The organism is Streptomyces tubercidicus, from assembly GCF_027497495.1.
In the GTDB taxonomy this organism is placed as follows: domain Bacteria; phylum Actinomycetota; class Actinomycetes; order Streptomycetales; family Streptomycetaceae; genus Streptomyces; species Streptomyces tubercidicus.
Map to the genome: position 1 here is coordinate 784742 of NZ_CP114205.1, position 26585 is coordinate 811326.

The 26585-nt window shown below is 68.8% G+C and carries 14 protein-coding genes; 5 read left to right on the top strand and 9 right to left on the bottom strand.

The features are described 5' to 3' along the window. Nucleotides 1-3 precede the first annotated feature (3 nt). The 4 genes from STRTU_RS03560 to STRTU_RS03575 all read right to left on the bottom strand — a co-directional run bounded on the left by STRTU_RS03560 (nucleotide 4) and on the right by STRTU_RS03575 (nucleotide 8920). The gene (locus STRTU_RS03560; protein ID WP_159742187.1) at nucleotides 4-3147 is read right to left on the bottom strand and encodes a type I polyketide synthase; all 3144 of its coding nucleotides are present in this window, start codon (nucleotides 3145-3147) and stop codon (nucleotides 4-6) included. Between the two features lie 1471 nt (nucleotides 3148-4618). Further along, nucleotides 4619-7378 carry an amino acid adenylation domain-containing protein gene (locus STRTU_RS03565; protein ID WP_159742189.1) on the bottom strand — a complete coding sequence of 920 codons (2760 nt, stop codon included), beginning with the start codon at nucleotides 7376-7378 and terminating at the stop codon, nucleotides 4619-4621. A 16-nt stretch (nucleotides 7379-7394) separates the two neighbouring features. Next, nucleotides 7395-8219, bottom strand: coding sequence for an SDR family oxidoreductase (locus STRTU_RS03570; RefSeq protein ID WP_159742190.1), 825 nt, complete (start codon nucleotides 8217-8219; stop codon nucleotides 7395-7397). After that, a complete protein-coding gene (locus STRTU_RS03575; protein WP_159742191.1) occupies nucleotides 8210-8920 on the bottom strand; it encodes a thioesterase II family protein in 711 nt (236 codons plus the stop codon). Before STRTU_RS03575 ends, STRTU_RS03570 begins: the two co-directional genes overlap by 10 nt. 802 nt (nucleotides 8921-9722) lie before the next feature. Between STRTU_RS03575 and STRTU_RS03580 the strand changes: the two genes are divergently transcribed. From STRTU_RS03580 to STRTU_RS03590, 3 genes are all read left to right on the top strand, one after another. Next, entirely contained in the window at nucleotides 9723-12272 is a 2550-nt protein-coding gene (locus tag STRTU_RS03580) for a type I polyketide synthase (RefSeq protein WP_159742192.1), read from the top strand. Between the two features lie 7 nt (nucleotides 12273-12279). Then, the gene (locus STRTU_RS03585) at nucleotides 12280-13017 is read left to right on the top strand and encodes a thioesterase II family protein (protein ID WP_159742193.1); all 738 of its coding nucleotides are present in this window, start codon (nucleotides 12280-12282) and stop codon (nucleotides 13015-13017) included. 222 nt (nucleotides 13018-13239) lie between these two features. Next, complete coding sequence (locus STRTU_RS03590; protein ID WP_159742194.1) at nucleotides 13240-14472, top strand: condensation domain-containing protein; 1233 nt, start codon at nucleotides 13240-13242, stop codon at nucleotides 14470-14472. Nucleotides 14473-14745: 273 nt separating this feature from the next. Here STRTU_RS03590 and STRTU_RS03595 read toward each other — a convergent pair whose 3' ends face one another. After that, the gene (locus STRTU_RS03595) at nucleotides 14746-16479 is read right to left on the bottom strand and encodes a non-ribosomal peptide synthetase (protein WP_159742195.1); all 1734 of its coding nucleotides are present in this window, start codon (nucleotides 16477-16479) and stop codon (nucleotides 14746-14748) included. Between the two features lie 306 nt (nucleotides 16480-16785). Between STRTU_RS03595 and STRTU_RS03600 the strand changes: the two genes are divergently transcribed. Further along, nucleotides 16786-18384 carry a condensation domain-containing protein gene (locus tag STRTU_RS03600; protein WP_159742196.1) on the top strand — a complete coding sequence of 533 codons (1599 nt, stop codon included), beginning with the start codon at nucleotides 16786-16788 and terminating at the stop codon, nucleotides 18382-18384. A gap of 10 nt (nucleotides 18385-18394) precedes the next feature. Here the strand turns inward: STRTU_RS03600 and STRTU_RS03605 are convergent, their stop codons facing one another. After that, nucleotides 18395-19390: an aldo/keto reductase gene (locus tag STRTU_RS03605; protein WP_159742197.1), complete on the bottom strand. Its 996-nt coding sequence runs from the start codon at nucleotides 19388-19390 to the stop codon at nucleotides 18395-18397. Nucleotides 19391-19969: 579 nt separating this feature from the next. Here STRTU_RS03605 and STRTU_RS03610 point away from each other — a divergent pair. Beyond that, complete coding sequence (locus STRTU_RS03610; protein WP_159742198.1) at nucleotides 19970-21166, top strand: MFS transporter; 1197 nt, start codon at nucleotides 19970-19972, stop codon at nucleotides 21164-21166. A gap of 162 nt (nucleotides 21167-21328) precedes the next feature. Here the strand turns inward: STRTU_RS03610 and STRTU_RS03615 are convergent, their stop codons facing one another. The 3 genes from STRTU_RS03615 to STRTU_RS03625 are packed head-to-tail and all read right to left on the bottom strand — an operon-like array spanning nucleotide 21329 to nucleotide 26525. Beyond that, on the bottom strand, nucleotides 21329-22318 hold the full coding sequence (locus tag STRTU_RS03615; protein WP_246240091.1) for a methyltransferase: 990 nt from the start codon (nucleotides 22316-22318) through the stop codon (nucleotides 21329-21331). Further along, entirely contained in the window at nucleotides 22318-23172 is an 855-nt protein-coding gene (locus STRTU_RS03620; protein ID WP_159742200.1) for an alpha/beta fold hydrolase, read from the bottom strand. Before STRTU_RS03620 ends, STRTU_RS03615 begins: the two co-directional genes overlap by 1 nt. Next, nucleotides 23169-26525, bottom strand: coding sequence for an amino acid adenylation domain-containing protein (locus tag STRTU_RS03625; RefSeq protein ID WP_269777330.1), 3357 nt, complete (start codon nucleotides 26523-26525; stop codon nucleotides 23169-23171). The genes STRTU_RS03620 and STRTU_RS03625 overlap by 4 nt, the downstream gene beginning before the upstream one ends. Nucleotides 26526-26585: the final 60 nt, after the last annotated feature.

The window sequence follows — 26585 nt, forward strand, 5'->3', positions numbered from 1 at the left end:
GCGTCACGCACCGTTCTTCTTGCGCAGCGCCAGCCGGATGAGCTCGTCGCGGTCCATCTCATCGAGCGCGCGCTCGTCACGGACCGCAGGCGCCGGGGCGGCGGCCTCCCCGGCGTCACCGGGGTCGGGCGAGTCGAGTACCGAGACCAGGTAGTCGGTGAGTTCGCGCGGTGACGGGTAGTCATAGATGAGCGTGCTCGGCAGCCGGAGTCCCGTCGCGCGGATCAGCCGGTTGCGCAGTTCGACGCCGGTCATCGACTCGAAGCCCAGCGCCTTGAACGACAGATCGGCCGCCACCTGAGCCGACGATTCCAGACCGAGCACGGCGGCGACCTCGCCGGCCAGCAACTTCGGTACGTCGCACGGGGGGCTGGCCGGTCCGCAGGCCGTGGCCTGCGGCTCCGGTTCGGCCACCGCCGCCGCGACATCGTCGACTGCCGACAACCCGGGAGCGTCGAGCCAGTAGTGCCGGCGTTGGAAGGCGTAGGTGGGCAGGGGGATGCGGTGGGGCCGGGTCGGGGCGAGGTAGGCGCCCCAGTCCACCGGAACGCCGTGGACGTGGGCCTGAGCCAGCGAGGTCGCCAACCGCAGCGGACCACCGTCCTCACGCCACAAAGTGCCGATCACCGCAGCCCCGGCACCTGCGGCCTCAACCGTGCCCTCCAGACCGAAAGCCAGCACAGGGTGCGGACTGACCTCGATGAAGACATGGTGACCGGCCTCCAGCAAGTGACGCGAGGCCGCCTCGAACTCCACCGGCCGGCGCAAGTTCTGCCACCAGTAATCCGCACCGAGTTCCTCATGCTCCACCGGCTTGCCGGTCACGGTGGAAACCATCGGCACCGAACCAGCCCTCGGCCGGATACCGTCCAACGCCTCCAACAACTCATCCCTGACCGAATCGACCCGGCTGCTGTGCGAGGCATAGTCCACCTTGACCATCCGGGCACGGACCCCGGCCGCCTCACACTCGACCCGCAGCTCATCCACCGCTTGCCGCTCCCCCGAAACCGTCACCGACTCCGGGCTGTTGACCGCGGCCACCTCCACCCGCCCCTCCCAACGAGCCACCCACTCACGGGCCCGAGCCGCACTCAACGACAGAGACATCATCGCCCCGCCCCCCGCCAGCGGCACCAGCATCTGGCTCCGCCGCGCCACCACCCGCGCACCGTCATCCAACGACAGCGCACCAGCCACCACAGCCGCCGCGATCTCCCCCTGCGAGTGACCAACCACAGCCGCCGGCTCGACACCGCACTCCCGCCACACCCGCGCCAACGACACCATCACCGCCCACAACACCGGCTGCACCACATCCACCCGCTCCAGCCCCGGCGCCCCCACCACACCGGCCAACACCTCCCGCAGCGACCACGGCACAAACCGGCCCAAAGCCTCCTCACACTCCGCCAAAGACCGAGCAAACACCGGCGAAGACTCCGCAAGCTCCCTCGCCATCCCCACCCACTGACCACCCTGCCCAGGAAAGACAAACACCGGCCGCGCCTGCGCCCACGCCCTGCCCCGCACCACCAGCGCAGCCGACTCCCCACGCGAGAGCGACACCAACCCAGAAACCAGCTCCTCACGCCCCGAACCCAGCACCACCGCCCGCTCCTCAAACTGCGAACGCGTCACCGCCAGCGAATACCCCACATCCTGCGGCCGCTCATCCCCCACCACCCCCAACAAAGCCTCCGCCTGCCCACGCACCGCCGCCTCACCACGCCCCGAAACCACCCACGGCACCACCGAAGGCACCACCAAAGGCACCGCCGAAGACCCATCAACCGCACTGGAAGAATCGACCATCTCCGAGACAGCGTCAGGACTCTCCTCAACAATCACATGCGCATTCGTCCCAGAGATCCCGAAGGAAGACACACCACACCGCCGCACCCGCTCACCACCCGGCCACGGCACCGACTTCGCCAACGGCAGCACACCACTGCCATCCCAGTCCACATGACGCGACGGCGACGAAAAATGCACCAACCCCGGCAACACCCCATGCCGCAACGCCATCACCGTCTTGATCACACCCGCCACACCAGCCGCCGCCTGCGCATGACCAATATTCGACTTCACACTCCCCACCCACAACGGCCGCTCAACCGGACGCTCAGCCCCATAAGCAGCCGTGAGTGCCAGTGCTTCCGCCCGGTCACCGGCCCGAGTGCCCGATCCGTGCGCTTCCACCGCGTCCACCTCGGCGGGCGACAGGCCCGCGTTGGCGAGCGCCCGGACGATCAGTAGCTCCTGTGCGGAGGCGCTTGGCACGGCCAGGCCCTCGGTCGCGCCGTCGGAGTTGACCGCGGATCCGCGGATCACAGCGAGCACCTGGTGACCCTTCACCCGTGCGTCCGACAGCCGGGCGAGCATGACCATGCCCGCCCCCTCAGACCAGACGGTGCCGTCCGCGTCGGCGGAGAACGGCTTCGGCCGGCCATCCGGGGCGAGTCCCTGCTGTTTGGTGAACTCGGTGAAGTGCCCCGGCGCGGGCATGGTCGAAATGCCGCCGGCGAGCGCGAGGTCACACTCCCCGGCCCGGAGCGACTGCACCGCGAGGTGGATCGCGACCAGGGAGCCGGAGGAAGCCGTGTCGATGGTGATCGCCGGCCCGACGACGCCCAGCGTGTAGCCGATACGGCCGCTGAGCGCGCTTGGGGTGTTTCCAGTGAGCATCAGCCCGGAGGGGCCTTCAGGCGCCAGGTGCAGCGGCGGCCCGTACTCGGTGGACAGCCGCGCGGCGAACACGCCCGTGTTCGTCCCGCTCAGCGACAGCGGGTCCAGCATGGCGCGCTCACAGGTCTCCCAGGCCACTTCGAGCATGATCCGCTGCTCGGGGTGCATGGCGAGCGCCTCCCGTGGCGACACGCTGAAGAACTCGGCGTCGAACTCGGCGGCGTCCAGGAACCCGCCCCGATCGAGCAGGCTGGACCCGGCCCGCGCCGGATCCGAGCGGAGCCGGTCGAGGTCCCAGCCCCGGTCGGTGGGAAAGTCGGACACGGCACCGGAGTCGGCCGTGAGGAACTCCCACAGCCCTTCGGGGGATGCGACTCCCCCGGGGTACCGGCAGGCCATCCCGATGATCGCGATCGGTTCGGCCGCCGTACCGTTTGCAGCTAACTCGGACACGGTCATCTCCCCTCAGGAGCCAGCCCCAACCGGGCTGCCGGTGACAATTGGTGAGATATCGATCTCAGACCAAGCACGTGCGCTCCACAGGGGTTCGGCACTGGGGCGCAACCCGGGCTCGGCGTACACCCGTAAAGGCCAGGCCACTGGCCAGTGGCCCGGTCCTCGGCCGAGCGGCCATCTGCACGCGCGGCACGTCAGGGTCGGTCGCGATGCGGAAGTCAGGCAGTTGCGATCGAGCGTCAGACGTTCTCAGTGCACGCCGATCAGGTCCGCGACCGCGAAGCCCAACACCTCGCAGAACAGCGCCGATTTCCCAAGCTTGACGCTCATCAGGACCTCCGACCCTCAGAGCCTGGAGATCCTGCCGATCAAGATCTTCGTCCCTCTCTCGGCCGGCCACTCCTGGGACTGCTTCGCCCGCCAGGCGCCGCGGCTGGTGACGGCCAGACGGAGGTTCCCACGTGGCCGTCCAGACAGCGAATGGGCCACCGGCCACGAAGAGACCTGATCCAGCCGAGTCGGACTGCGGTGCAACGGTCGCTGGAATCGTCATTCCGAGGCCCCCCAATGGCTCGTATATGTGCCGTCCTGGTGAACACCGCAAGGCTAAACAAGCCACTCCCTGATATGGGTATGACAGAGATCACGGGAAATTAATCACGGTGGGGGATTCAGCCAACACTCACAATGCCCCATCTCGCGATTACGCTCCGCGCACCCGTACGTACCTGGTTCCGCCAGCGCGAGCCAACCTCAGCACTTCGCCCCCAGGTGGCTCAGGAGATTGCAGACTCAGCCACAGCCCGAGTCGGCCCTGCCGCCCATCTGCAGATATGGGACTGAGCCCCGATGATTCGATCGCCTAGGGGAGCCAGGTTGATCCAGAGTAGTGCCACCAACTCACGCCGATGGAGCCACGCGCCCTTTAATCAACGTTTAATGAGTGGTCTACCAGCTGTAATTGAACCCCGGCCCTGCCACTACGTCGCGCTCAGCGAGGACAGCCAGCCGAAGCATGAAAAACCGAACAAATATCAGCGATACCTCAAGGTCATCTGGCTGATACCTGAACACCCACCAGACGATTCCTGGACATCACAACCGGTCGGCAACATCTGGGACACATTGCCCCATCGGGCCTTCTTGTCAGCCCCGGGCGAATGGGGACAAGTTGTCGCGCGAAATAGCCGCAGAAGCACTTATTGAAAGCAAATGGCTCGCCTGGACGCACGGCATTGAGCATGCCGACCCAGCCGAGCAATTGAGTTCGTAGCACCGTCCATCGCAGAGAAGGGCCCACAGGACGTTGACGCGGCGACGCGCGAGAGCGAGGACGGCCTGGGTGTGGCGCTTGCCCTCCGTCAAGGACGGCAACGGCGGCGTTCCGCCCGGCTGCCGCCTACCGCCCGATGGGGCGAAACGGCCCGTCGGAGACCGACGGGCCGTCACGATGGATCCAGGCTGAACGCCAAGCTCAGTGGCTGGTCTCACTGAGTTGTTGGACGAGTTCGGTGAACTGTGCCGCGGTGGAGTGGCTGTAGAACTGCCTGGGTGAGACCTTGGGTAGGTTTTGTTCCCGCATTTCGGCGAGGACTCGGACGACGAGGAGTGAGTTTCCGCCGAGGGTGAAGAAGTTGTCCTCGGGGTTCACCAGAGTGTTGAGGTGCTTGCTCCAGATGTTCAGGATGGTGTCAGCGATTGTGTTGGTGGCCGGTTCGGGTTCGGGGGTGCCGGGTGGGTCGGTCGGTGCGGTGAGCGGGTCGGGCAGTTTGGTGGTGTCGGGCTTCCCATTGATGGTCAGCGGGATTTCGGTGACTTGGGTGAGCGTCGCGGGTGTCATGTAGTCGGGGAGTGTGGCTTTGGCGTGCGCGAGTACGGGTGCGCGGTCGCCTGCTGTCTCCAGGACTATGTAGGCGTCGATCCGGCTGCTGGCGGGGTCGTCGGGCTGGTCGCGGTTGACGACGACGGCCGCGGCGGTCACATGGGGTGCGCCCAGCAGCACGGTGCGGATCTCGTCGAGTTCGATGCGGTGTCCGCGAATCTTGACCTGGTTGTCGAGTCGGCCGAGGTGGTCCAGGCGGCCGTCGAGGTGCAGCCGGCCCTTGTCGCCGCTGCGGTAGATCCGTTCGCCGGTGGATTCGTCGAGGATGAACCGCTGCTGGGTCAGCTCGTCTTGGCCGAGGTAGTGGCTGGCCACTCCGGCGCCGCCGACGTAGATCTCGCCGGAGGCCCCGGGCGGCAGCACCCGTCCTTGTTCGTCGCGGATGGACACCGACCACCCCGGCAGTGGACGGCCGACCGATCGTGAGCCGACGACGACTTCGTGCGGGGTGACCGTCTGGGCGGTGACATGCACGGTGGTCTCGGTGATGCCGAACATGTTGACCACCCGGCAGTCGCTGGCCAGGTGACGGGCGAACCAGGGGGCCAGCATGCGCACGTCCAGTGGTTCGCCGCCGAAGATGACCAGCCGCAGGGCCAGGTCCCGGCAGACGCGTTGGTCGGTGCGGATGAGTTGCGCGAACGCGGACGGTGTCTGGTTGAGCACCGTGACGCGCTGCTCGGCCAGCAGGGTGTAGAACTCCTCGGTGTCGCGGGTGGTCCAGTAGGGCACGACGACCAGCCGGCCGCCGGTGAGCAGGCAGCCCCAGATCTCCCAGACGGAGAAGTCGAAGGCGCTGGAATGGAACAGCGTCCAGGTGTCGTCGGGGCCGAGAGCGAAATCCTCGGCGGTGGCCTGCAGCAGCGCCAGTACGTTGCGGTGCGGCACCACCACGCCCTTGGGCGTGCCGGTGGAACCGGATGTGTAGATCACGTAGGCGGGGTCCTCGCCCCCGTCGACGGGGCGTGTACCGTCCGCCGTCCGGCCTCCGGCCAGTTGGGTCAGTGCGCGCGGGGTCAGCAGCTGAGTCCCGGGAACCGGAGGGAAGTTCGGTGCGGAGGTGATGATGACGGGCATGGCCGCGTTGCGGGCGGTGAAGCTCAGGCGCTGCGCCGGATAGCGCGGGTCCATCGGCACGTACGCGCAGCCTGCCTTGAGCACGCCGAGCAGGGTGACCACCAGGTCGGCGTCCCGTTCCAGGCAGACACCGATCCGGCTGCCCGGTGCGATGTCCAGTGCGCGCAGTCCTGCGGCCACCGCGTCCGCTCGCTCATCCAGTTGCCGGTAGGTCAGCTCCTCCTCGCCGGCCAGCAGCGCCACGGCCTCCGGCTGCTTGGCGGCCACCTCCTCGAAGGCGCGGTCGATCCGCCCCCGCACGAGCGCGGCATCGCCTGCGTCGCCCGCCCGCAGGAGTGCCGCCCGTTCGGCGTGCGGCAGCAGTTCCAGCCCGGACAGCGGCCGCTGTGCCGCGCTGTTCGCCAGCTGCTCGCCCAGGTGGGCCACGTACGCGCAGAACTGCTGCGCGATGGAGGCGTCCACAATGCCCTGGTCGAACCGGCACTTCGCGCGCGCCGAGCCGCTGTCGAGCTGGATGGTGAGCGGGAAGACCGGCGCCAGGCAGGCCGTGTAACTGCCCTCCTCGAAGGCCGGGCTCAGGACAACCCCGACCGGCGGCGGCTCGTGGAGGGTGAGCGGTGCCTGGTCGAACCGGTGCAGGAAGTCCGCGACCGAGCCCTGCGGATGCTCGTCCACCGGATGGACGCGGATGTCCTCGCCTGTGCCGTTGTCCAGGTCCAGCACGCCCAGTTCCGTCCGGTTCCCGCCGCTGTACCGGCTCACGGCCAGTGCGATCGCGGGCAGCAGCAGCCGTCCGGCTTGTCCGCCGAGCGCCGTGAGGTCGATCTGCGCGCTGCCAGTGACCCCGCGCAGCTGGGGATCGCCCAGGCCCCACTCCAGGCGGCCGCGGTGCGCGAGGCCCGGCCGGTCGGCGGCGGGCCAGGGTGGCATGCTCTCACCGGGGCCGTCCAGCAGCAGCCGGGCGACCCGGCGCAGTGCGGCCGGGGGGATCACCGCGCGGACGGCCACCAGCACCAGGTCCGTGGTCCCGTCGGTGTAGTGCAGGGCCACGGCTCGCAAAGGGGGGCCGTCCTGGTGGATCGGCCGCAGGGACTCGGCACGCCTGCGGTCCCGGGCCATCGGCTCGTCGGCACCGGCCGGCACCGGGGTCTGCCAGACCTGGACCGGATCGGATACCGCCGCGGACAGCAGGCGCTGCGGATCGGCTGTGCCGGGCAGCCGCAGCACGAGGCTGTGGCATCCGGCGGCCAGTTCCTCGATCGTCGATCTCGTCATGGGTGGGACCTCCTGGTCATCGGGACGTGAAGCCGCCGTCCACGGTCAGCACGCTGCCAGTGACCTGGCGGGACTCGTCCGTCGCGAGCCACAGTGCCGCGTTCGCGATGTCGGACGGCTCGATCAGCGCGTTCATCGGCTGGTCCCGGACGAAGATCCGCTCGTGGTCGGCAACCGGCACCTCCAGCGATCGGGCGATCTCGGCGAGCATCCGGCCCTCCAGCACCGGGTCGTCGCGGATCGAGCCGGGGCACAACGCGTTCACCCGAACCCGCATCGGGGCGTAGTCCAGGGCTGCGGCCTTGGTCAGTCCGATCAGCCCGTGCTTGGCTGCGACGTAGCTCGCGAAATGCCGGTATCCGACCGTTCCCGCGGTCGAGGACACGTTGATGATGCTGCCGAACTTGCGCTGGACCATCACCGGTGCGACCGCCTTCATCATCCGCCAGGCGCCGGAGAGGTCGATGTCGAGCATGAGCGACCACTCCTGCTCGGTGATGTCGTGGGCGATCTTCCCCGAGGGCGAGGCGATTCCGGCGTTGTTGACCAGCACGTCCACCGTGCCGAACCGGTCCAGCGCCTGGTCGACCGCCTGCGCGCACTGCCGGGTGTCGCGCACGTCGACGGCGGCGGTCACGATCGCGGCGCCCGCGCGTCGGCACAGGTCCGCGGTGTGTTCCAACTGGCCCGACGATCCGAGCGGGTAGGGCACGTCGGCCAGGTCCTGGGTGATGTCCAGCAGCAGCAGGTCGGCTCCCTCGTCGGCGAACCTGAGCGCTAACGCCCGGCCCAGGCCGCGGGCCGCGCCGGTGACGATCACGGTCTTGCCGGTCAGCCGCATGCCGGACTCCCGGCTATCACACGCAGCAACCGCTCGGGCTCGTCGACCAGGTACATGTGGCCGTTGGGCAGTTCCCGGTAGGCGAACGGACCCCGCGTCACCTTGGCCCACTGTTCGGCCTGTTCCCGGGAGACGAGTTCGTCGTCTTCGCCGCGCAGCGCGGTGATCGGCACCGAGAGCGGCTCGGTGCTGGTCGCCCGGTAGTCCTCGTGCATCTGCACGTCGGCGCGCAGCGTCGGGAGCAGGACCTCGACCAGTTCGGGATCGTCGAAGGCCGCATGCCGGTAGCCGGCGAACCGCTGCACCCCGGCCAGGAACTCCTCGTCGGCCAGGCCGGTCGCCCGCTCGGTCCGTCCGTTGTGCGGCCCCGGTGATCCACTGACAAACAGGTGACGGAGCCCGAGGTGGCCGGTCCGTTCGAGTTCCCTGGCGATCTCGTAGGCGAGCACCGCGCCGAGGCTGTGCCCGAACAGCGCGATGTCCGCACCCTCGCCGGCACTGGACACGATCCTGGGCGTCAATTCGGCTACGGCGTCGCCGACCTCGGTGAACGGGTCGTCCAGGAATCGCTCCTCGCGCCCCGGCAACTGGACCGGAAGCACAGCGACTTCCGATACATCTAGCTTTTCCCATTCCCGGAAGAAACCGGCGCCACTGCCGGCGAAAGGCAGGCAGGCGAGAAGAAGCTGCTGTGCACCCATGGTCTCCCAACTTTCTTGATCATTAAAGACGTGGAGTGTAGCTCGGGACATCCCCCGGAGCAGTTGATCTATGTCCTGATTTGAGGGGGAGGAGTTCGATCGCACCGCGCCCCTTAGCGCAGAGCGGGACGGCACCACTGGGGAGAGAAGCGACCTGTTCTGACCCGAAGTTGACGAAAGGGCCGTGGCGGTCGACGTCGCAAAGGCCGGCGGCATGGCGTGTAACCGGGTTCCGCACGAGTCCCGGCCCGAGGAGGCGGATCCAGGAAGCGCAGGAACATCGCCCTCGACCGGGAGTTCCCGAACTCGACACTAGGCCCTACGACCTGAGGATCAGTCGGGTAGTGATGAAAGCCACAGGGGCGTACCGGAAGTCGTTCGCACGCATCAACTCGGTTGCGCACAGCGGGCGTTGGGCCCATCAGCAGGATTTGGCCGAAAGTCCGCCCCCCCCCGTACGCCGGCCAGGTCCTGCGAGCGACCGCACCAAACCCGGACATAGATCAACTTCTCCACGGCCCGACCCGCCTTCCTCGCCCTTGCCGCCGCCCCGATCCGCCACTCAGTCCCACTGAAACCAACTATGTGACACAGGGTCAAATGCCTTATGGGCAGGGGCTGTCGGGACCCAGAAGGTGTTTGTGCCGACGAGTCGGCGTGGTTATAGTCGCTGGCATGGTGGATCACCATGCTTGTCGATCCGGAGAGTTGCCGGGGTTATGAGACGGGGTGCTGTGATGACTTCTTTATGCCGGGCGATATTCACTGACCATGGAAACGGCCGACGCCGGGATGTGATGGGGTGAGCACCCTCCAGCCCCCAGTCACCCAAACCGAGCGGATACTCGCCGAAATCTGGTGTGACGTCCTCGAACTCGACGAGGTCGGCGTACTCGACAACTTCTTCGAAGTTGGCGGGTACTCGATGCTCATGCAACTGGTGCGAGAGCAGATCGCGCAGCGTATCGGCATTCGGCCGAAACTGCCGGAGCTGTTCATCTACTCCACGATCCGGTCCTGTGCCGCCTTCCTTGACGGCTCGACACAGGAGCATGAACCGGATCCACTTACGCAGGAGCGGGCCGGAGAATCGGACTCCGCTGACCCAGGAGCCGGCGGGCGTGATACGGATATCGCCGTCATCGGACTGGCCTGCCGTTTCCCGGACGCCGTGGATGCGGACCAGTTCTGGGGCAACCTCGTGTCCGGTGTTGACAGTGTCAGCCGTTTCCCCAAGAAAAGCTTCCCCAGTCCCGGCGGCATAACGCGGGAATACGTTCCGGCAGGTGGACTGCTGCAGGCGCCGGAATGGTTCGACGCGGGTTACTTCGGGTACACCCCGCGTGAGGCCCTGCTCACCGACCCCCAGCATCGGGTCCTGCTGGAGTGCTCGCTGGAGGCGATCGAGGGCGCCGGCTACGACCCCGACCGATTCCCGGGCCTGATCGGCATTTACGCCGGGTCCAGCCTGTCCACCTACACGGAGACCCTGCGGGCCAGGCAGCAGGAAGACGCCTCGATCACCAGCTGGGACATCCTGACCGGCACCACCAGCGACTACCTGGCCAGTCGCGTTGCCTACAAGCTGGGTCTGCGGGGACCGACCGCCAACGTGCAGGCGGCCTGCGCGACCTCGCTGTACGCCGTGCACTTCGCCGCTCGGGCAGTGCTGTCCGGTGAGTGCGATCTGGCACTGGCCGGCGGCACTTCGGTACGTCTGCCCGCCGCACTGGACAACTACCGGGTCGGCGGCATCACCTCGCCCACCGGCACCTGCCGCCCGTTCGACGCGGCCGCCGACGGGGTGATCGGTGGCCAGGGCTGCGGGATCATCGTGCTCAAGCGGCTGTCCGAGGCCATCGCCGACGGAGACCACATCCATGCCGTGCTGCGCGGCTCCGCGGTCAACAACGACGGCAGGGATCGTGCGGGGTTCACCGCGCCGGGAGTGCGCGGGCAGGTCGAGGTGATCAGGGCCGCCCAACGCGCCGCGGACGTGACTCCCTCGTCCATCACCTACCTTGAGGCACACGGCACCGGCACCCGAGTGGGAGACCCGATCGAGGTCGCCGGACTGAACCACGCGTTCGCCGACGGGGAACCGCGCGAGCAGCCGTGCCTGCTCGGCTCGGTCAAGGGCAACATCGGGCACACCGACGCCGCCGCCGGCATCGCCGGATTCATCAAGACCGTGCTCGCCGTGGAACGCGGAATCATCCCACCGAGCCTGCACTACAGCGAGCCGAACCCGGACATCGACTTCGCGGCGGGCCCGTTCACCGTGGTGACCGAACCCACGCCGTGGGAGCCCGCCGGACTGCCGCGCCGGGCCGGTGTCACCTCGCGCGGCCTGGGCGGCGGCAACGCACACGTCGTGCTGGAGCAGCCGCCGTCACCGCTGCCCAGGGAGCACAGCGCGCAGGACCAGGTACTGGTGCTGTCCGCGCACACCCCGGCGGCCCTCGACGAGCTGACCGCCCGCATCGCCGGCCGACTGACCGATCACCCCGAGCTCGATCTGCGGGATGTGGCGTGGACGCTGCAGGTCGGCAGACGACTGCACGGCCACCGCCGCTACGCGGTGGTGCGCGATCGGCAGGACGCACTGCGAGTGCTCAGCGGGGACGCGCCCGAGCGGCTGGTCACCGGCGACCACGCCCGGGACGGGCGAGCCGTGGCCCTGCTGGTGCCCGAGACGGACGCCGCGCAGGCGGTGCAGCACTGGACGGCGCTCGGCCTGAAGCCGGACCTCACTCTGACCCCGGACAGCAGCGACGCCCAGATCCGGGCCGCTCTGGACACCCCGGGTCGGCTGTTCCTGGAGATCGGCGACTCACAGCTGTCCGCACGGCTGCGGGAGCATCCGCAGTGGACGCCGGACCACATCGCCATCACGGTCACCGACCCACTGGCAGCACTGGGAGAGCTGTGGCTCGCCGGGCTGCCGATCAACTGGGCGGCAGCCCACGCAGAGCAGCCCCGAAGGGTGCCCCTGCCCAGCTACCCGTTCCAGCGGCAGCGCTACCTGCTGGAGGCGGGGCCCATCGCACAGCCGACGGCGCCCACCGCGGACGCCGAACCGGACACCGAACTGGACACCAAGCTGGACACCGAACAGACGGTGTCCAAGCTGTTCACTCAAATGCTCGGCCTGTCGGACGTCGACCCGCAGGACAACTTCTTCGACCTCGGCGGGGACTCGCTGGTCGCGACCGAGCTGGTGGGCCAACTCGAACAGCTGCTGCCGGTGCAACTGGAGGTGCGCTCGATGTACCTCGCGCCATCGGTGCGCGAACTCACCGCACTGCTCGAAGAGCAGATGCGCGACGACCCGGCGGTGCGCCGTGGCTGACATACGGGTGATCGAGCGTGCCCCGGCACCCTCTACCGTCGTCGCCACCTTGTACTGCTTTCCACACGCAGGTGGTGCGGCCGGGGAGTACGCGCGGTGGGTGGAGCACATCCCCGGCCTGCGCCTAGTGGCCGTCCAACCACCCGGCAGGGCACACAACATAGGGCAGTCGGCGTTGACCTCGATGCCGCAACTGGTGAGCGAGATCGTCGCGCAGGTGCGGTTCACCCCACCGTTCGCCCTGTTCGGCCACAGCCTGGGCGCGCTCGTCGCGTTCGAGGTGGCCAGGGCGCTGCAGCCGAAGCCACTGCGGCTCTTCGTCTCATCGTGCCCGCCTCCGCCACTTTCCGTATCGGACCAGCCGCTGCACCTGCTCGACGATGCCGAGCTGCACGCCGAGATCGAACGACGTTGGGGACCGCTGCCCGCGGCAACCACATCCGACAAGGACCTGCTCGCCGCCGCGCTGGCCTGCTACCGGGCCGACCTGCAGGTACTGGAAACCTATGAGCACGTGCCCGGCCCGCGGCTGCACAGCCCCATCACCGCCATCGCCGGCGCGACGGAGGCGAAAGGCGGTGCCTGGCAGGCCGGTTGGCGCGAGCACACCGACGGAGCCTTCGAGTCGTGTGTGCGGCCAGGAGGCCACTTCCACACCCGGCAGGACCCCGAAGGCCTGGGCAGGCTGCTCAGTGACACCGTGCGGTCCGATCTGATCCGAGCCGAGCGAGACGTGATCGGATGAAAGGCACCGGGGCTGCCGGGACGGCCCCGGGCCGCTGGAACAACCGCCGCTGAGCGGCCGTCGTTCCCGTAACGACCATTCCGGCCAAGGGCATTCATCGCGATCCGGCTCGGGCAGGCCGTCAGGTCTGCCCGAGCCGGCGCTCCGGGCAGGGATGTCGGCGGCCCATCCGCGGGGGCGGCCAATCCGACGCGGGATCAGAACAGACAGTGGAGGCCAGCCGTGCACCGCAGCATCACCAGGACCTACCTCAAGCACTACGCGAACGTCCACAACGGAGCCGACGAGCTGATGCCGCTGACCGGCGCGCAGCGAAGGTTCCACCACGCCAGGTCCACCGACCCACACGACCGGGCCCAGATCCTGCCGGTCTTCCTGGAATTCCCGCCTGGCCTGCTGTCGACCCAGCGCCTGGAACAGGCAGCGCGATCCGTCCTGCTGCGGCATCCGGCGTTGCGCGGGGCGGCGGACACCGCCGGCGGGGTGCCGGTACTGCGGATAGACCCACTTCCCGAAGGCCCGATCGTGCGGGAGATCACGGCCCCGGACACCGACCGCGCCCTGTGGGCCGCCCTGGATCACTGGCCCGCCGGGCCGGGTTCGTTCCGGGTGCTCCTGGCCAGGGACGAGCGGCGGGACCTGCTGGCCATCGGCTTCGACCACCTGGTCTGCGACGGCGAGTCCACCGGCCTGGTGCTGGACGAGCTGATGTCCGGCTACCACAGCGCGGGGCCCGAGCAGGACTCAGCGGAAGCCGCACTGCGCCGTTACCGTGAAGCGGTGGAACAGCAGTTGGCAAGGGAACACGAGGCCAGCGGACCGCAGGCGCTGGAGCACTGGACATCGCGGGTACGCGACGCGGGGCCCGGCCTGTGGGGCACGGAACCGCACGAACCCGGCCCCAGCGCCTCGGCCCGGCAACGCGTCGCGCTGCCGGGAACGGCCCCGCACCGGCCGTTCCCGGTGCTGCTGGAGGCCTGCCACACGGCGCTTGCCCGGATCCCGGGAACCGCACCGGTCGCCTATACCTGGGGAGGCCAGGACGGGGCGGGCGTGGTCGGCTGCTTCATCAACACGGTACTGGCCAACCCGCAGCATGACGGCGTCCGCGAGAGCTGGTGGGAGGACCTGGAATTCGTGGACACCCCGTTCGACGAAGTCGTCCGGGCCGCCAGGGCGTGCCAAGCACCGTGGACCGGCCACCTCGATCTCGTACTGACCCTCATCGACCGCACGCGCCGCCCGGCACCGGTACTGGACGGCGTGCCCGGCCGGTTCACGTATCCGCCGGGAAACAGGACCCAAGAGCCGGTGATCGTCACGGCCGTCCACGACCAGGGGGAGCTGTCGCTGCGCATCGACCACGATTCCGCGATCGTGCCCGGTGCCGCCGCGACCACGATCGCCGACGTACTGGCTGAGTCCTTTGCGGACACCGGCCAATTCGCGCGCTGAACCCGCGGACCGGCCCCTGCTGATCTGCCTTGCGGGCGGGCAGGGGCCGGGGTGCCGACTCCCTTGGAACTCAGCGCAGCCGCTCGGCGGTCAGCCACCACACCGAGGCCCGGACCCACCCGGCCTCCAGGACGTACCAACCGGCCATTCACAAGGACCACGCCGACCGGCCAGGTCCGCAACGCCCGAGGACGCGGCGCCGGGGGCTCACTCGTCCCAGGGCCATCATCAGCGCCGGTCAGCACCGGACGCCGCGGGTGCCGGCGGCACCGCCTAGGCCGAGGCGGCGATCTCCGTGACCGCCTTGGTGAACTCACCCAGCGTCGTCTTCTCGAACATGATCCGCACCGGCACGCGGTGGCCCAGCTCCTTACGGATCCGGCTGGCCGCTTGCACCGCGAGCACCGAATGCCCGCCGCGCTCGAAGAAGTCGTCGTCCTCCCGCAGTTCGATGCCGCCGAGAAGCTGGGACCACACCCGTACCACCACTTCCCGCACCGGGTCGACGGGGAGCGCCGGGTCCGCGGGGAGCGCCGGGTCCGCAGCGAGCGTGGCGGGCAAGGCGCGCAGGGCCGCGTGATCCACCTTGCCCCGGTCCGTCATGGGCAACCGGGGCACGAACGTGATCACGTTGGGCACCATGTGGCCCGGCAGTCTGTCCCGCAGGTAGTCGTGGATCCCATCGGCCGGCTGCCGGCCCGCCACGGTCACCACGTATCCGGCCAGTGCCTGCTCCTGGGCCAGGACCACGCAGTCCTCGACGTCCGGATGCGCACGCAGAGCGGACTGCACCTCTCCGATCTCCACCCGGTGGCCGTTGATCTGAACCTGCTCGTCATCCCGGCCCAGGAACTCCAGCACGCCCGCAGCGGTCCTCCGGACACGGTCACCGGAGCGGTACACCCGGCCCAGTTCCGGCTGGCTGACGAAGCGCTCCGCCGTCAGCGCGGCATCACCCAGGTAGCCGCGCGCCACACAGGCGCCGCCGATCAGCAACTCCCCGTCCGACGAGATATGCAGCGAGGCCCCGGTGACGCCCAGGCCCATCGGCACATCCGGCCCCAGGTCCGTACCGGCATCGAACTCGTGGTAGGTGACCGCCACGGCCGCTTCGGTCGGCCCGTACCGGTTGAACAGCCTTACTCCGGGCAGCAGTTCGCTGATCCGGCGCGCCACCGACACCGGCAGCCGGTCCCCACCGCTGATCAGGTACCGCAGGCCAGTGGCTTCGCGCAGTCGCGGCTCCTCTAGCAGCAACGGCAGTATCGCCGGGGGGAGCCGGACCGCGGTGATCTCCTGCTCGACCAGTGCGGTGGCGATGGCCAGCGGGTCCAGATGATCGCCCTCGGCGAGCGAGACCACCGTGGCACCCGCACGCAGCGGCCACAAGAAGTCGGTCAGCGAGGCGTCGAACGTGTAAGGCGCGACCTGCAACACCCGGTCGCCCGGCCCCAGCGGCAGCCGTTCGGCGAGCCAGTCCAGATGTGGCGACAGGTTGCGGTGCTCGACGACTACGCCCTTGGGCGTGCCGGACGATCCGGAGGTGTAGATGACGTACGCGGGATCCTCCGGGGCGCAGACAGCAGCCGTACCGCCCTCCCCGGCCCCGGCCCTGTCCACGTCCACGTCCACGTCCACGCTGAGCGTGCGGACACCGTCGTGCCCGAACCGGGCCGCCGTCGCGTCGTGCACCAGCACCACGGCCGGTGAGCAGTCCGCCAGGATCCGTGCCAGCCGAGGAGCGGGTTCCGCCAGACTCAGCGGCACGAACGCCGCACCAGTCCGCAACACACCCAGCATGGCGATCGCCATGTCGGCCCCGCGCTCCAGGAACAGCGCGACCCGCTCACCGGGACCGGCTCCCGCCTCGGCCAGACGTCTCGCCAGCCGTTCCGATCGCTCTACCAACTCCCGGTAGGCCAAGAGCCGTCCGTCACTGTCGAGCCAGGCCGTGGTCGCCCGCGTCCCATCGAGAATTTGGGTGTGCAACAAGCCGTATTCCGACATCCTCGCCCCCACGGATGGATCACTCACCGAGCCTCGATCGGATCACAGTCCACAGGGCTCGGTCAAACTGTCGAATCGTCAAAGTGCTTCCACACAGCGGGAGATGGACATCCGCTCCGTGCACACAACGATCTTCCGCCCGCGCCCTGGGCTGTAACATGACCGAGGATAGGGAAAGCCTCTGATGACCGCAGGGACGCAGCGGCGCCGAGAACTTCCGGCGGGCTGTGTGCACTTGCAGATCGGCCTGCGAACAGAACATCTGCGCAGGTCTCTCACGCCGCGCAATGAGGAGACGCCACGCTCATGGACCCCGTGTCGAGTACTGCCCCGCCCGCCGGCCCGGAGGCGTCGAGCGCCGCGCAGACCGAGCAGCTGCGCCAGATGGCCGCCGTGTGGGAACGGGTACTCAAGACGGACGGCATCAGGCCGGACGACTCGTTCTTCACCCTGGGCGGGCATTCCGTGATGGCCTCTGCCTTGGTACGTGCCGCAGGGGAGCGATTCGGGGTACGGATCCCGATCCGGGCGCTGTTCGAGCACTCCCGGTTGGACGACTTCACCGAGCATGTGCTGGGCCTGGCGGCGTCCACGGCGCCGCTGCCCGAATCCGTCTCCACGGATGTCCCTCTGGCGATGACGTCTTTCCAACGACGTATCTGGCTGGCCGAGTTGATCGATTCCGACGTGCGCAATCATGTGCCGCTCGCCTGGCAGGTAGCGGGCCGACTGGACCCCGACCGGCTGCGTGCGGCGCTGGGCCGACTGGTGGCCGAACACGAGATACTGCGCACCCGCTTCGTCGAGGACGACGATGCGCTGTCCGTGCGGCTCGGGCAACCGTGGCTGCCGCCGCTGGAACTGCTCGACCTGCGCGACACCCCCAACGGCATGACGGACTGGCTGGACGCCGCCGTGCGCCGGCCGTTCGACCTCGAATCCGGACAACTGCTGCGGGCCGCCCTCGGCGACCTCGGCGACGGTCGGCAGGTGCTGCTGCTGTGCCTGCACCATGTGGTCATCGACGGGGAGTCAATCCCCGTCCTGCTCGCGGAACTCGACCGCTACTACACGACCCCGGACGGGCCGCAACCGGTCGTCCAGTACCGGGAGTTCGCCGCCTTCCAGGAAGAGCAGCGCGATACCGACTCCTGGAACACCGATCTGCAGTACTGGGCGTCCACCCTGCAGGGAGCGGATCCGGACACACCGCTGCCCGCACCGGGGCAACCGGAGCCGAACGGGGCGTTCCGGATCCCGCTGCCCGACGGACTACTGGACTCACTGCACACGGTCCAGTCCGAGCACGGCGTCAGCTGGTTCATGGTGGCCGCCACCGCCCTGGCGGTGACCCTGCACCGGTGGACCGGCCTGGACGATGTCACCTTCGGATCCCCGACGGTGAACCGGAGCCGGCCCGAATTCGCCGAACTGCTCGGCCCGTGTCTGAACACCGCGGTGCTGCGCTCCACGGTGACCGCGGACAGCACACTGCTGGACGCCCTGCTGCAGATGCGCAGCCAGGCGCTGGGCGCGCTGGAGCACCAGAGCGTCCAGTTCGACGACGTGGTCACCCGGTTGAAACCGGCCCGGCGGTTCGGACGCACTCCCTACACGAACGTCACCTTGAACATGAACCTGCTGGACGACCACGCCGCCGTGCTGGACGGCACGCAGCTGACTCCAGTGCTGGACGACTCACTGCGCAGCAACTACGCCAAGTTCGGCCTGACAGTGACCATGGTGCAACGAGACGGCCAACTGATCGCACTGGTGGCGTATCGCGGAGACCAGCTCAGCGCCGAACACGCCCGGGAACTGGCCGACGAACTCGCCGACCTGCTGACCCGCTTCCCGAAGGCACTGAACGAACCGGCCCTGGGCCACACTCGGCCGACGCCGTGACGCGAGCGCCTCAGTGCTGGCCCGGCAACGAGGTGATCGGATGCCCGACCACGTTGTGCGGCTGGTACAGCTCTTCGAGGTAGTTGATCTCTTCCTCGTCGAGCACCACGTCCAACGCGTCGATGGCATCCTGGAGATGACTCATCTTGCTGGCGCCGACAATGGGGGAGGTCACCGTCGGCTTGGACAGCATCCATGCCAGCGCCAGCTGCGCCATCGGCAGCCCACGCTTGTTGGCCAGTTGTCCCAGCCGTTCGACGATCTCGCGATCGCTGTCGCAGTAGAGCATCTTGCCGAACTCGTCGGTCTCGCTGCGGGCACTGACGCTGTCCCATTCCCGCGCGAGCCGCCCCCTGGCCAGGGGGCTCCACGGGATGACACCGATGCCCTGGTCTGCGCAAAGCGGCAGCATCTCCCGCTCTTCCTCGCGGTAGATCAGGTTGTAGTGGTTCTGCATGGTGCTGAAACAGGTCCAGCCGTTCGCCTTGGCGACGTACTGGGCTTTGGCGAACTCCCAGGCCCACATCGACGACGCGCCGATGTGCAGTGCCTTGCCCGCCTTCACCACATCGTGCAGCGCCTCCATGGTGACCTCGATCGGTGTCGCCGGGTCCCACCGGTGGATCTGGTAGAGGTCGACATAGTCGGTGCCGAGCCTGCGCAGGCTCTTGTCGATTTCGGCCATGATCGCCTTGCGGGACAAGCCAACGCCGTTGGGTCCAGGACGCGTTCGGCCGTGAACCTTCGTCGCCAGCACGACCTCATCGCGGTGACCGTATTCCTGCAGGATCTGCCCGACGATCTTCTCGCTGGACCCGGCGGAGTACACGTTGGCGGTGTCCACGAAGTTCACCCCGGACTCCAGGGCGTGCAGCATCATCGGCCGTGCCTGGTCCAGGTCCAGAGTCCAACCGTGGACACCCTTGCCGGGCACACCGAAGCTCAGGGCACCCAGACATATGCGCGACACATCCATGCCGGTCGAGCCCAGCTTGACGTACTTCAAGATGTTCCCCTTGATCGATTCAGCATTGGAATGACGAAAACTCCGAGGGGTCAATGCGTGAACACGGCATCGTGCACATCACGCGTCCCTGTAGGCGGCGTTCGCGGCCGACCCGACTTCAGCGTACCCCCGTCGGAGATGTGGCTGGTGGCCGACGTGACTGAACTGGCCTTTTCTGAAAGGCAGTTACACCTGACGACCTGATGCCGGACCCGCCCTGCCTGAACGCGTCCCACGCACGCAGGGCATACCCACTCCGACTCTGCGGCACCATCGACCGCCTGTCCCGACACGGCTGCGAGTTCTTTTCAGGTCAGCCCAGCCCAACACCCGCTGGTGAAAGCCGTGTTGGGCCGTCATGGTAGGTTGCTGCGTGTCCCGATGACGGGTGGGTCGGTGGAAGTTTCCAGGCCCGGTGGGCGGATAGCGGCACGGTCATTGAGCTGGTGGAGTCCGGCGGACCGGCTGGGGTCGTGTTCTGGGAAAGTCGATCGGGCTCGGTGGGCGTGGGGTCGGAGGACACATGCTGTGAGCATGTTTCCGGTCCAGGCACGTTCCCGGGCCTGAGGGAGCGATTCTGTGTTGACCAAATCAGAGCCTGAGGTCGTCGAGCGCACTGCCAAGCGGTCCGTGCAGTATGCGCTGTTGATCTCACTGGCCGCTGGAATCGGTTATTTGCCGTTCGCTCTGACGATTCCGGTCCTGCCCGGATACGTGACGGGTCGGTTGCATGGCGGTCCGGCGGAGGTCGGCGCGGTCGTCAGCAGTTACGCGTTGACCTCGCTGCTGTCGCGGCCGGTATCGGGTGCGTTGATGAACCGTCTCGGTGCCCGGACTCTGACCATCGGCGGAGCGGTGCTGACCGCGTTGGTCACGGTGTGCTATCCGCTGGCCGGGTCGATTTCCGAGCTGGTGGGCCTGCGTCTGCTGGTGGGCGTCGGTATGGGTGTGATGCTGGCCGCGACCGGGGTCTGGCCGGTGCAGTTGGTTGCCAAGGATCGGCAGACTTGGGCGTTGGGGCTGGGCGGTACTGTCAACTATCTGGCTCTGGGGCTGGGTGCTCCGCTGGGTACGTTGATCAGTCGCTTGGTGGGCCCGGCGGCCACGTTCGTGGTCGCCGGGCTGATCACGCTTCTTGTCATCCCGATCGTCATGTACGTGCCCGAGGTGCGATCCCCCCCGAAGGCGGAGCAGCCCGACGTCGAGCGGGGCCGGGCGCTGCTGGGCACCGCGCTGCCCAGCCTCGCGCTGGTCTTCACCGCGCTCGGCTACGCGGCTGTCGCCAGCTTCGCGGTCGCCAAGTTCAACGCCCTGGGGGTCGCGGGGGGAGCGGCCGTGGTCACCGCGTACTCCCTGACCGTGGTGGTGTTGCGCATAGCGGGTACCTGGATTCGTTGGGAGGCCACAAGGCCGGTGGCGCTCGTGGGCCTGTTCCTGGTCGAGGCTGTGGGGGTGGCGCTCATCGGGGTGTCGCACGGCCTGGTCGTGGGTGTGATCGGCGGTGTGCTCACCGGTGTGGGCATGTGGCAGATCTATCCGGTGCTGGGAGTGTTCGTGGTGCGCTCGGTCAGCGAACGCCAACGGGCCACGGCGCTGTCGACCTTCGGGGCCTGCTTCACGGTGGGTGTCGCCGTCGGCAGTGGTTCCCTCGGTCTGGTTGCCCAGGCCGCCGGGTATCAGGCGATGTTCCTTGTCTGCGCGGCCTGTGTCGTTCTGGGACTGCTGGTGGCCATGGCCGCGTCCCGCGTGCCCGGATCGGCCGACAACGGCCGATAGCGGGGTGCACTCGCGCGCGGTGGGCGATAGTCGTGCTGGTCGCTGGCGGGTGACTTTGGCGCCACTTACCCTTTCGGCTCCTCCTACGGCGGAACCGTGCTGCCCGGCTCGGACATCGATCTCCACGGCCCCCTGGCCCCCGTGTGAATTCCCTGCGCGCCCTTACTTCTTGTGCCCGATGACCAGGTGCTTCTCGCCGCTGCTGCGGCGCACCTCGCAGTCGACGAACCCGGCGCGTTCGAGGAGCGCGATGAACTCCGCGGCCGTGCGGTGCCGACCTGCCATCTCGATGTGCATCACCAGGTTCATCGCGGCGGTGGCGAGCGGACCGGTGTGGTCGTCATCGAAGAGGCGGTCCATGATGAGGACCCGGCCCGTCTCATCGCAGGCACGGTACGCCTTCTCCAGGAGCCGGACGCAGGTGTTGTCGTCCCAGTCGGAGAGGATGTAGCCGAACGCGAGGCAGTCGCCGTGCGGGAGTTCGTCCGCGAAGAAGTCGCCCCCGGCGAAGCCCAGGCGATCGGCGACCGGTCGCGCCTCGGCGTCCTCGCCGACCAAGGGCCCGACCGCCGGCATGTCGAAGACCGTGGCGCGCAGGCCCGGTTCGGTGAGCAGCGCTGCCACCGCGAAAGGCCCCGTGGCGCCGCCGACGTCTACGAGGTGTGTCGTCCCCGCGAGGCCCGCGAGGGTGGCGAGCTCCTGCGACATGCCGAAGCTGAGGTCCCACATCGCGCGCATGAAGGCCCGCAGCGCCTCGCTGTCCCGGTACACGTCGTCGAACGGCGACGCCTCCGTGGTCTGCTTGCCCTCGGCGAGGTAGGTGTCGAGGCGGCCGAGCCGGCCCGTGGTCTCCAGGGTCAGATGCTCGATGAAGCCGCCCAGGTAGCGGCTGTTGCGGCGGTCGAGGAACGGCGCGGCCTCGGCCGTCAGGGAGAACTCCCCCGCCCCGGAGCGTTCGACGACTCCGAGGGACGTCAGGACGAGGAACATGCGCTCCAGGGTGTCCGGGTCGGTGGCGAGGCGCTCGGCGAGGCCCGCCGCGGTGTCCGGGCCGTCCTCGATGAGGGACGCGAACACGCCATGCTTGAGGGCTGTGTGCAGCACCGGGGTGGAGATGAGTCCGTAGACGGAGTTCTCAAGTGCGCGGGGCATCATCGGCGCTGCTCCTCGATCAAGTGGTTCTCTGGCTTCGAGTCGAACTCCGGGTTCGAGTCGATCTGTTCTGTCAATCGGGCCACCTCCTGTGGGTGGCTGACGTGGGAGGCGTGGCCCGCGCCGGAGATCTCAGCGAACCGGCCGTGCGGCAGCAGTTCGGCAAGGCGCCGCGCCACCTCCACGTGGTGCGGCGCGGACCGCGATCCGGCCGCCACCACGGTGGGCGTGGCGAACGTCAACGGGTTGAAGCGCGGCACGTCGACCGTGGGGTCCGTCATCTCGGAGATCAGGGCCGTCCCGTCCGCGGCGAGGTCGGACGGCTGCGCGCGGGCCAGGTGCAGCCGGCTCGCGGGGCCCAGGAGTTCGGTGAGCAGCGCGCGGGCCGCCTGCTCGGGTCCTCCCTCGGCGGCGGCGCCGCGTACGGTCTTCTCCCACGGGTCGTCGGCGGGCCACCACGGCAGCCAGCGGACCGGAGGTTCGATCGCGACGATGCCGGCGACCAGCGACGGGTCGGCGGCCGCGGCGGCCAGGGCCACCAAGGCGCCGTAGCTGTGCCCGAGCACGATCGGCGCGGCAAGCTCCGCGAGGATCGCGCTCAGGTCGTCCACGTGCGCCTGGTGGTCGACGTCCGGGCCGCCGAGCGAGCGCGACCGGCCCCAGCCGCGCCGGTCGTAGCCGATGACCGTCCGGTCCGGCAAGTGGTCGGACACCCGTCGGAAGCCGGTGCTGCGGTCCATGGAACCGTGCACGATCACCACCGGGCGGGCGGTGGTCTCCGACGACCCGCCGCGGACCTTGCTGACGGCTGGCCTTGCCCGCTCCGGCGCGTCCTGTCTCGTTGTTGCGTTCACTGTGCCTCTCGCTCCTCGCCCACCAGACGCACCAGACCGGCCAGGGTCGGGTCATCGAGCAGCCGTTGTACGTCCATCACCACGCCGAACCGGTCCTCGGCGGCCGCCATGAACTCGGCAATGGCCAGCGAGTCACCGCCGGCCGAGAAGAAGTCGGTGTCCAGCTTCACTGCGGCCTGCGGGACGCGCAGGCACGACGAGAACAGCTGGGCGAGCTCCCAGGTGGCTTGGGTGGGGTTCCACTTGGGCCGAGTGAGGTCCCGCTTGGGCTGGGAGGTGAGCTCTCCGGTGACGCGTGCCAGGGTGAGCTCTCCGGTGACGCGTGCCGGGAGGTCGTCGGCATCGGCTGCGGGTACGGCTGCGGCTTTCCGGACACCACCGGTCACAGCGCCGACCGGCTCCCGCACCTCCGGCTCAGCAGCCGGTCCGTCATCCGCCGCCTTGCCGTTCGCGGTGAGCGGCAGCCGGTCGAGGACGGTGAACGTCGCCGGGATCATGCCGCCGTGCAGATGCTCGGCGAGGTACGCGCGTACCTCCGACTCCTGCCAGGCGTCCGAGCTTTCGGGCACGACAAGGGCGTGCAGCCTGTTGTCGCGTTCGAGGGTGTGGCAGGACACGACTCCCGGCGCCTTCTCCAATACGCGCTCCACCTCGTCGAGTTCGACCCGCTGTCCCCGGATCTTGACCTGCCGGTCGCGGCGGCCCACGTACTCCAGGGAGCCGTCCTCCCGCCACACGCATATGTCCCCGGTGCGGTACATCAGCCGTCCCGGCCGGTCCGCGAAGGGGTCGGACACGAACGACCTGGCCATCAGGTCGGGCCGCCCGAGGTAGCGGCCGATGCCCGTACCGGCGATGTACAGCTCACCCGGGCATCCGGCGGGCAGCAGCCGCCGTTCATCGTCCAGTACGTAGACGCGCTTGCCGGACACCGGTCGGCCGATCGGCGGATCGTCCTCGTCCGCGCACTCGTGCCAGGTGGACCAGACCGCCGCCTCGGCGGGCCCGTAGAGGTTGAGAAGACGCCTGCCCTTCGCCGTCCAGCGGTGGACGAGCTCACCGGGCAGCCGCTCGCCCGCGAAGGCCGCGATCCGCAGGTCGGGCAGCGGAACGTGCGGGAGCACCGACCACACCGACGGCGTCATGATCGCGGCGGTCACCCGCCGTTCGCGCAGCAACCGCAGCAGCGGAGGGCCGGGCGTCAGGGCGGCGGTGTTGCCGACGACGAGGGTCGCCCCGTTCAGCAGCGCGAGGACGACCTCGGATATGCAGCCGTCGAAGTTCGGCGACAGGAACTGCAGCACCCGGTCGCGCGGGCGCAGCCGGAACACCTTGCGCTGCGCGAGGTGCAGGTTCGTCAGCGCCTCGTGGTTGTTGGCGATGGCCTTCGGGCGGCCGGTGGTCCCGCTGGTGAACACGATGTAGGCGGTGTTCCCCGGCACGACACCGGTGATCGGCGGGGTGGCGGCACGCTCGCCGGGGTTCAGGCGGACAACTTCGGCCGGCACGCCGAGCGTCTCGAACCTCGCGGCGGTGGCGTCATCGGTGATGACGAGTCGCGCCGACGTCTGGTCCAGCATGGTCTTCAGGCGCTCGCCGGGGCAGTCGGCGGCGGCCAGCAGGAAGGCGCCGCCTGCCTTGGCCACCGCGAGGATGGTGACGACGAGCCGCACGGAGCGTTCCATGCTGATCGCGACGACCGTCTCGGGCTCCACACCGAGGTCACGCAGCCGGTGCGCGGCGCCGTTGGCCAGCGCGTCGATCTCCGCGTACGAGTAGGTGACGCCCTCGTCCTCGACCGCGGTGCTGTCGGGTGCCAAGCGGGCCCGCTCCTCGAAGACCAGCTGCCAGCAGACGTCCGCGGCCCGCTCGTCGGCGCCCGTGTCGTTCCACTCGGCCAGGATCTGGTGCCGTTCGAGATCGCTGACCGGCTTCGCCTCCGGGAGCACCTCGGACGTCTCGGACGCCTCGGGCTCCTCAGGGACTCCGGGTACCACGGACGTCGCCGTGGTCTCAGGCGTACCGCTCACTTGCACCCCGGCGCGGTGCCGCGACCGCGTGTTGCAGTGCGGCCCCCACTCCACCGGGTCCGGGCCCGTACGGGAAAGGCCGAACTCCTGGTAGCGCTCGATGAAGCCGAGGATCGCCCAGCCCGCGAGGCGCTCGGCGAACGGCGCGCCCAGGCAGTAGTGCGGCCCTGAGCCGAAGCCGAGGTGGCGGCCCTCGCTGCGCGCGATGTCGAAGGCGGCGGGCTCGGTGAACTTCCGCGGGTCGAGGTTCGCGGCGGCGAGCATGATGAGGACTCCGTCCCCCGCGTTCATGCGCGCGCCGCCGACCTCGATGTCGCGGACGGCGTGCCGGCCGACGTACTGGCTCGACCCGTCGATCCGCATCACCTCCGCCACGGTGGAGTCGATCAGCGAGGGGTCGGCCCGCAGCCGCTTCAGCTGCTCCTGGTTCTCGGCGAGTAGCAGGAGACCGGTGGAGACGAGGTGGGTCAGGGTCTGGTAGCCGCCGGCGACCAGCACCATGGCGTTGGCGGCAACGAGTTGGAGGAGCTCGGCGGGCGGTTCGCCCGGTGCGTCGGCGTCGAAGCCGGCCGCAAGACCCGTCGCCAGGGTGGTGATCAGGTCGTCACCGGGCGCGGCGAGGCGTTCGGCGGCAAGCCGGCGCAGGCCGGCGAGCGCCTTGTCGATGAGCGGGATCGTCTCCAGGTCGGCCCGGCTCGGGAAGGTGGAGACGCTGCTCAGGAGCCGCTCGTACGAGTCGGCCCACTCGGTCAGCTCCTCGCCGCGGCCGACCATGCCCAGCAGATGGGTCATCAGGTGCTCGGGAAGCCGCTCCGCGAAGTCCGTTACCAGATCGATGGTTCCGGCATCGGGCAGCGTGTCGAGTACCTCGTGGGCGATCTCCCGCAGGGCGGGGTCGTGGCGGCGCATGCCGGCCGGCGAGAACTCGCCGCGCAGGGCGTCCCTGATCCTGGTGTGCGCGGGAGGGTCGTTGAAGAGGAACTGGGCCGAGAGCATCTCGGCGGTCGGCACGATGCCGTCCATCCCCCGCGCCGCCAGGTCGCCGGGGGCGTGGTGGCGGGCGGACGAGAATGCCCGGTGGTTGGCGAGGATCTCGACCGACTCGGCGTACCCGGAGCAGACCCAGACGCCGCCCACCTCGTCGTAGAAGACGGGCGGAAGCTCGGATATCGCGTTCCAGTAAAGCCGGGGGTCGGCTATGACCTCGGTGCGGCGCAGATTGTGGATGCCGTGCCGCGCACGGTCGTAGCCGGCCGCGGTGGCGGCACGGACGGTCCCGGAACCCACGCTCTTGTCGTGGTCCTTTTCCTTGGTTTTCATCATCTCCCCTTCCTCGGCGGAAGGTTGGTTCGCAGTGCCGGGGAGTCGTTCGGTACGGCAGCG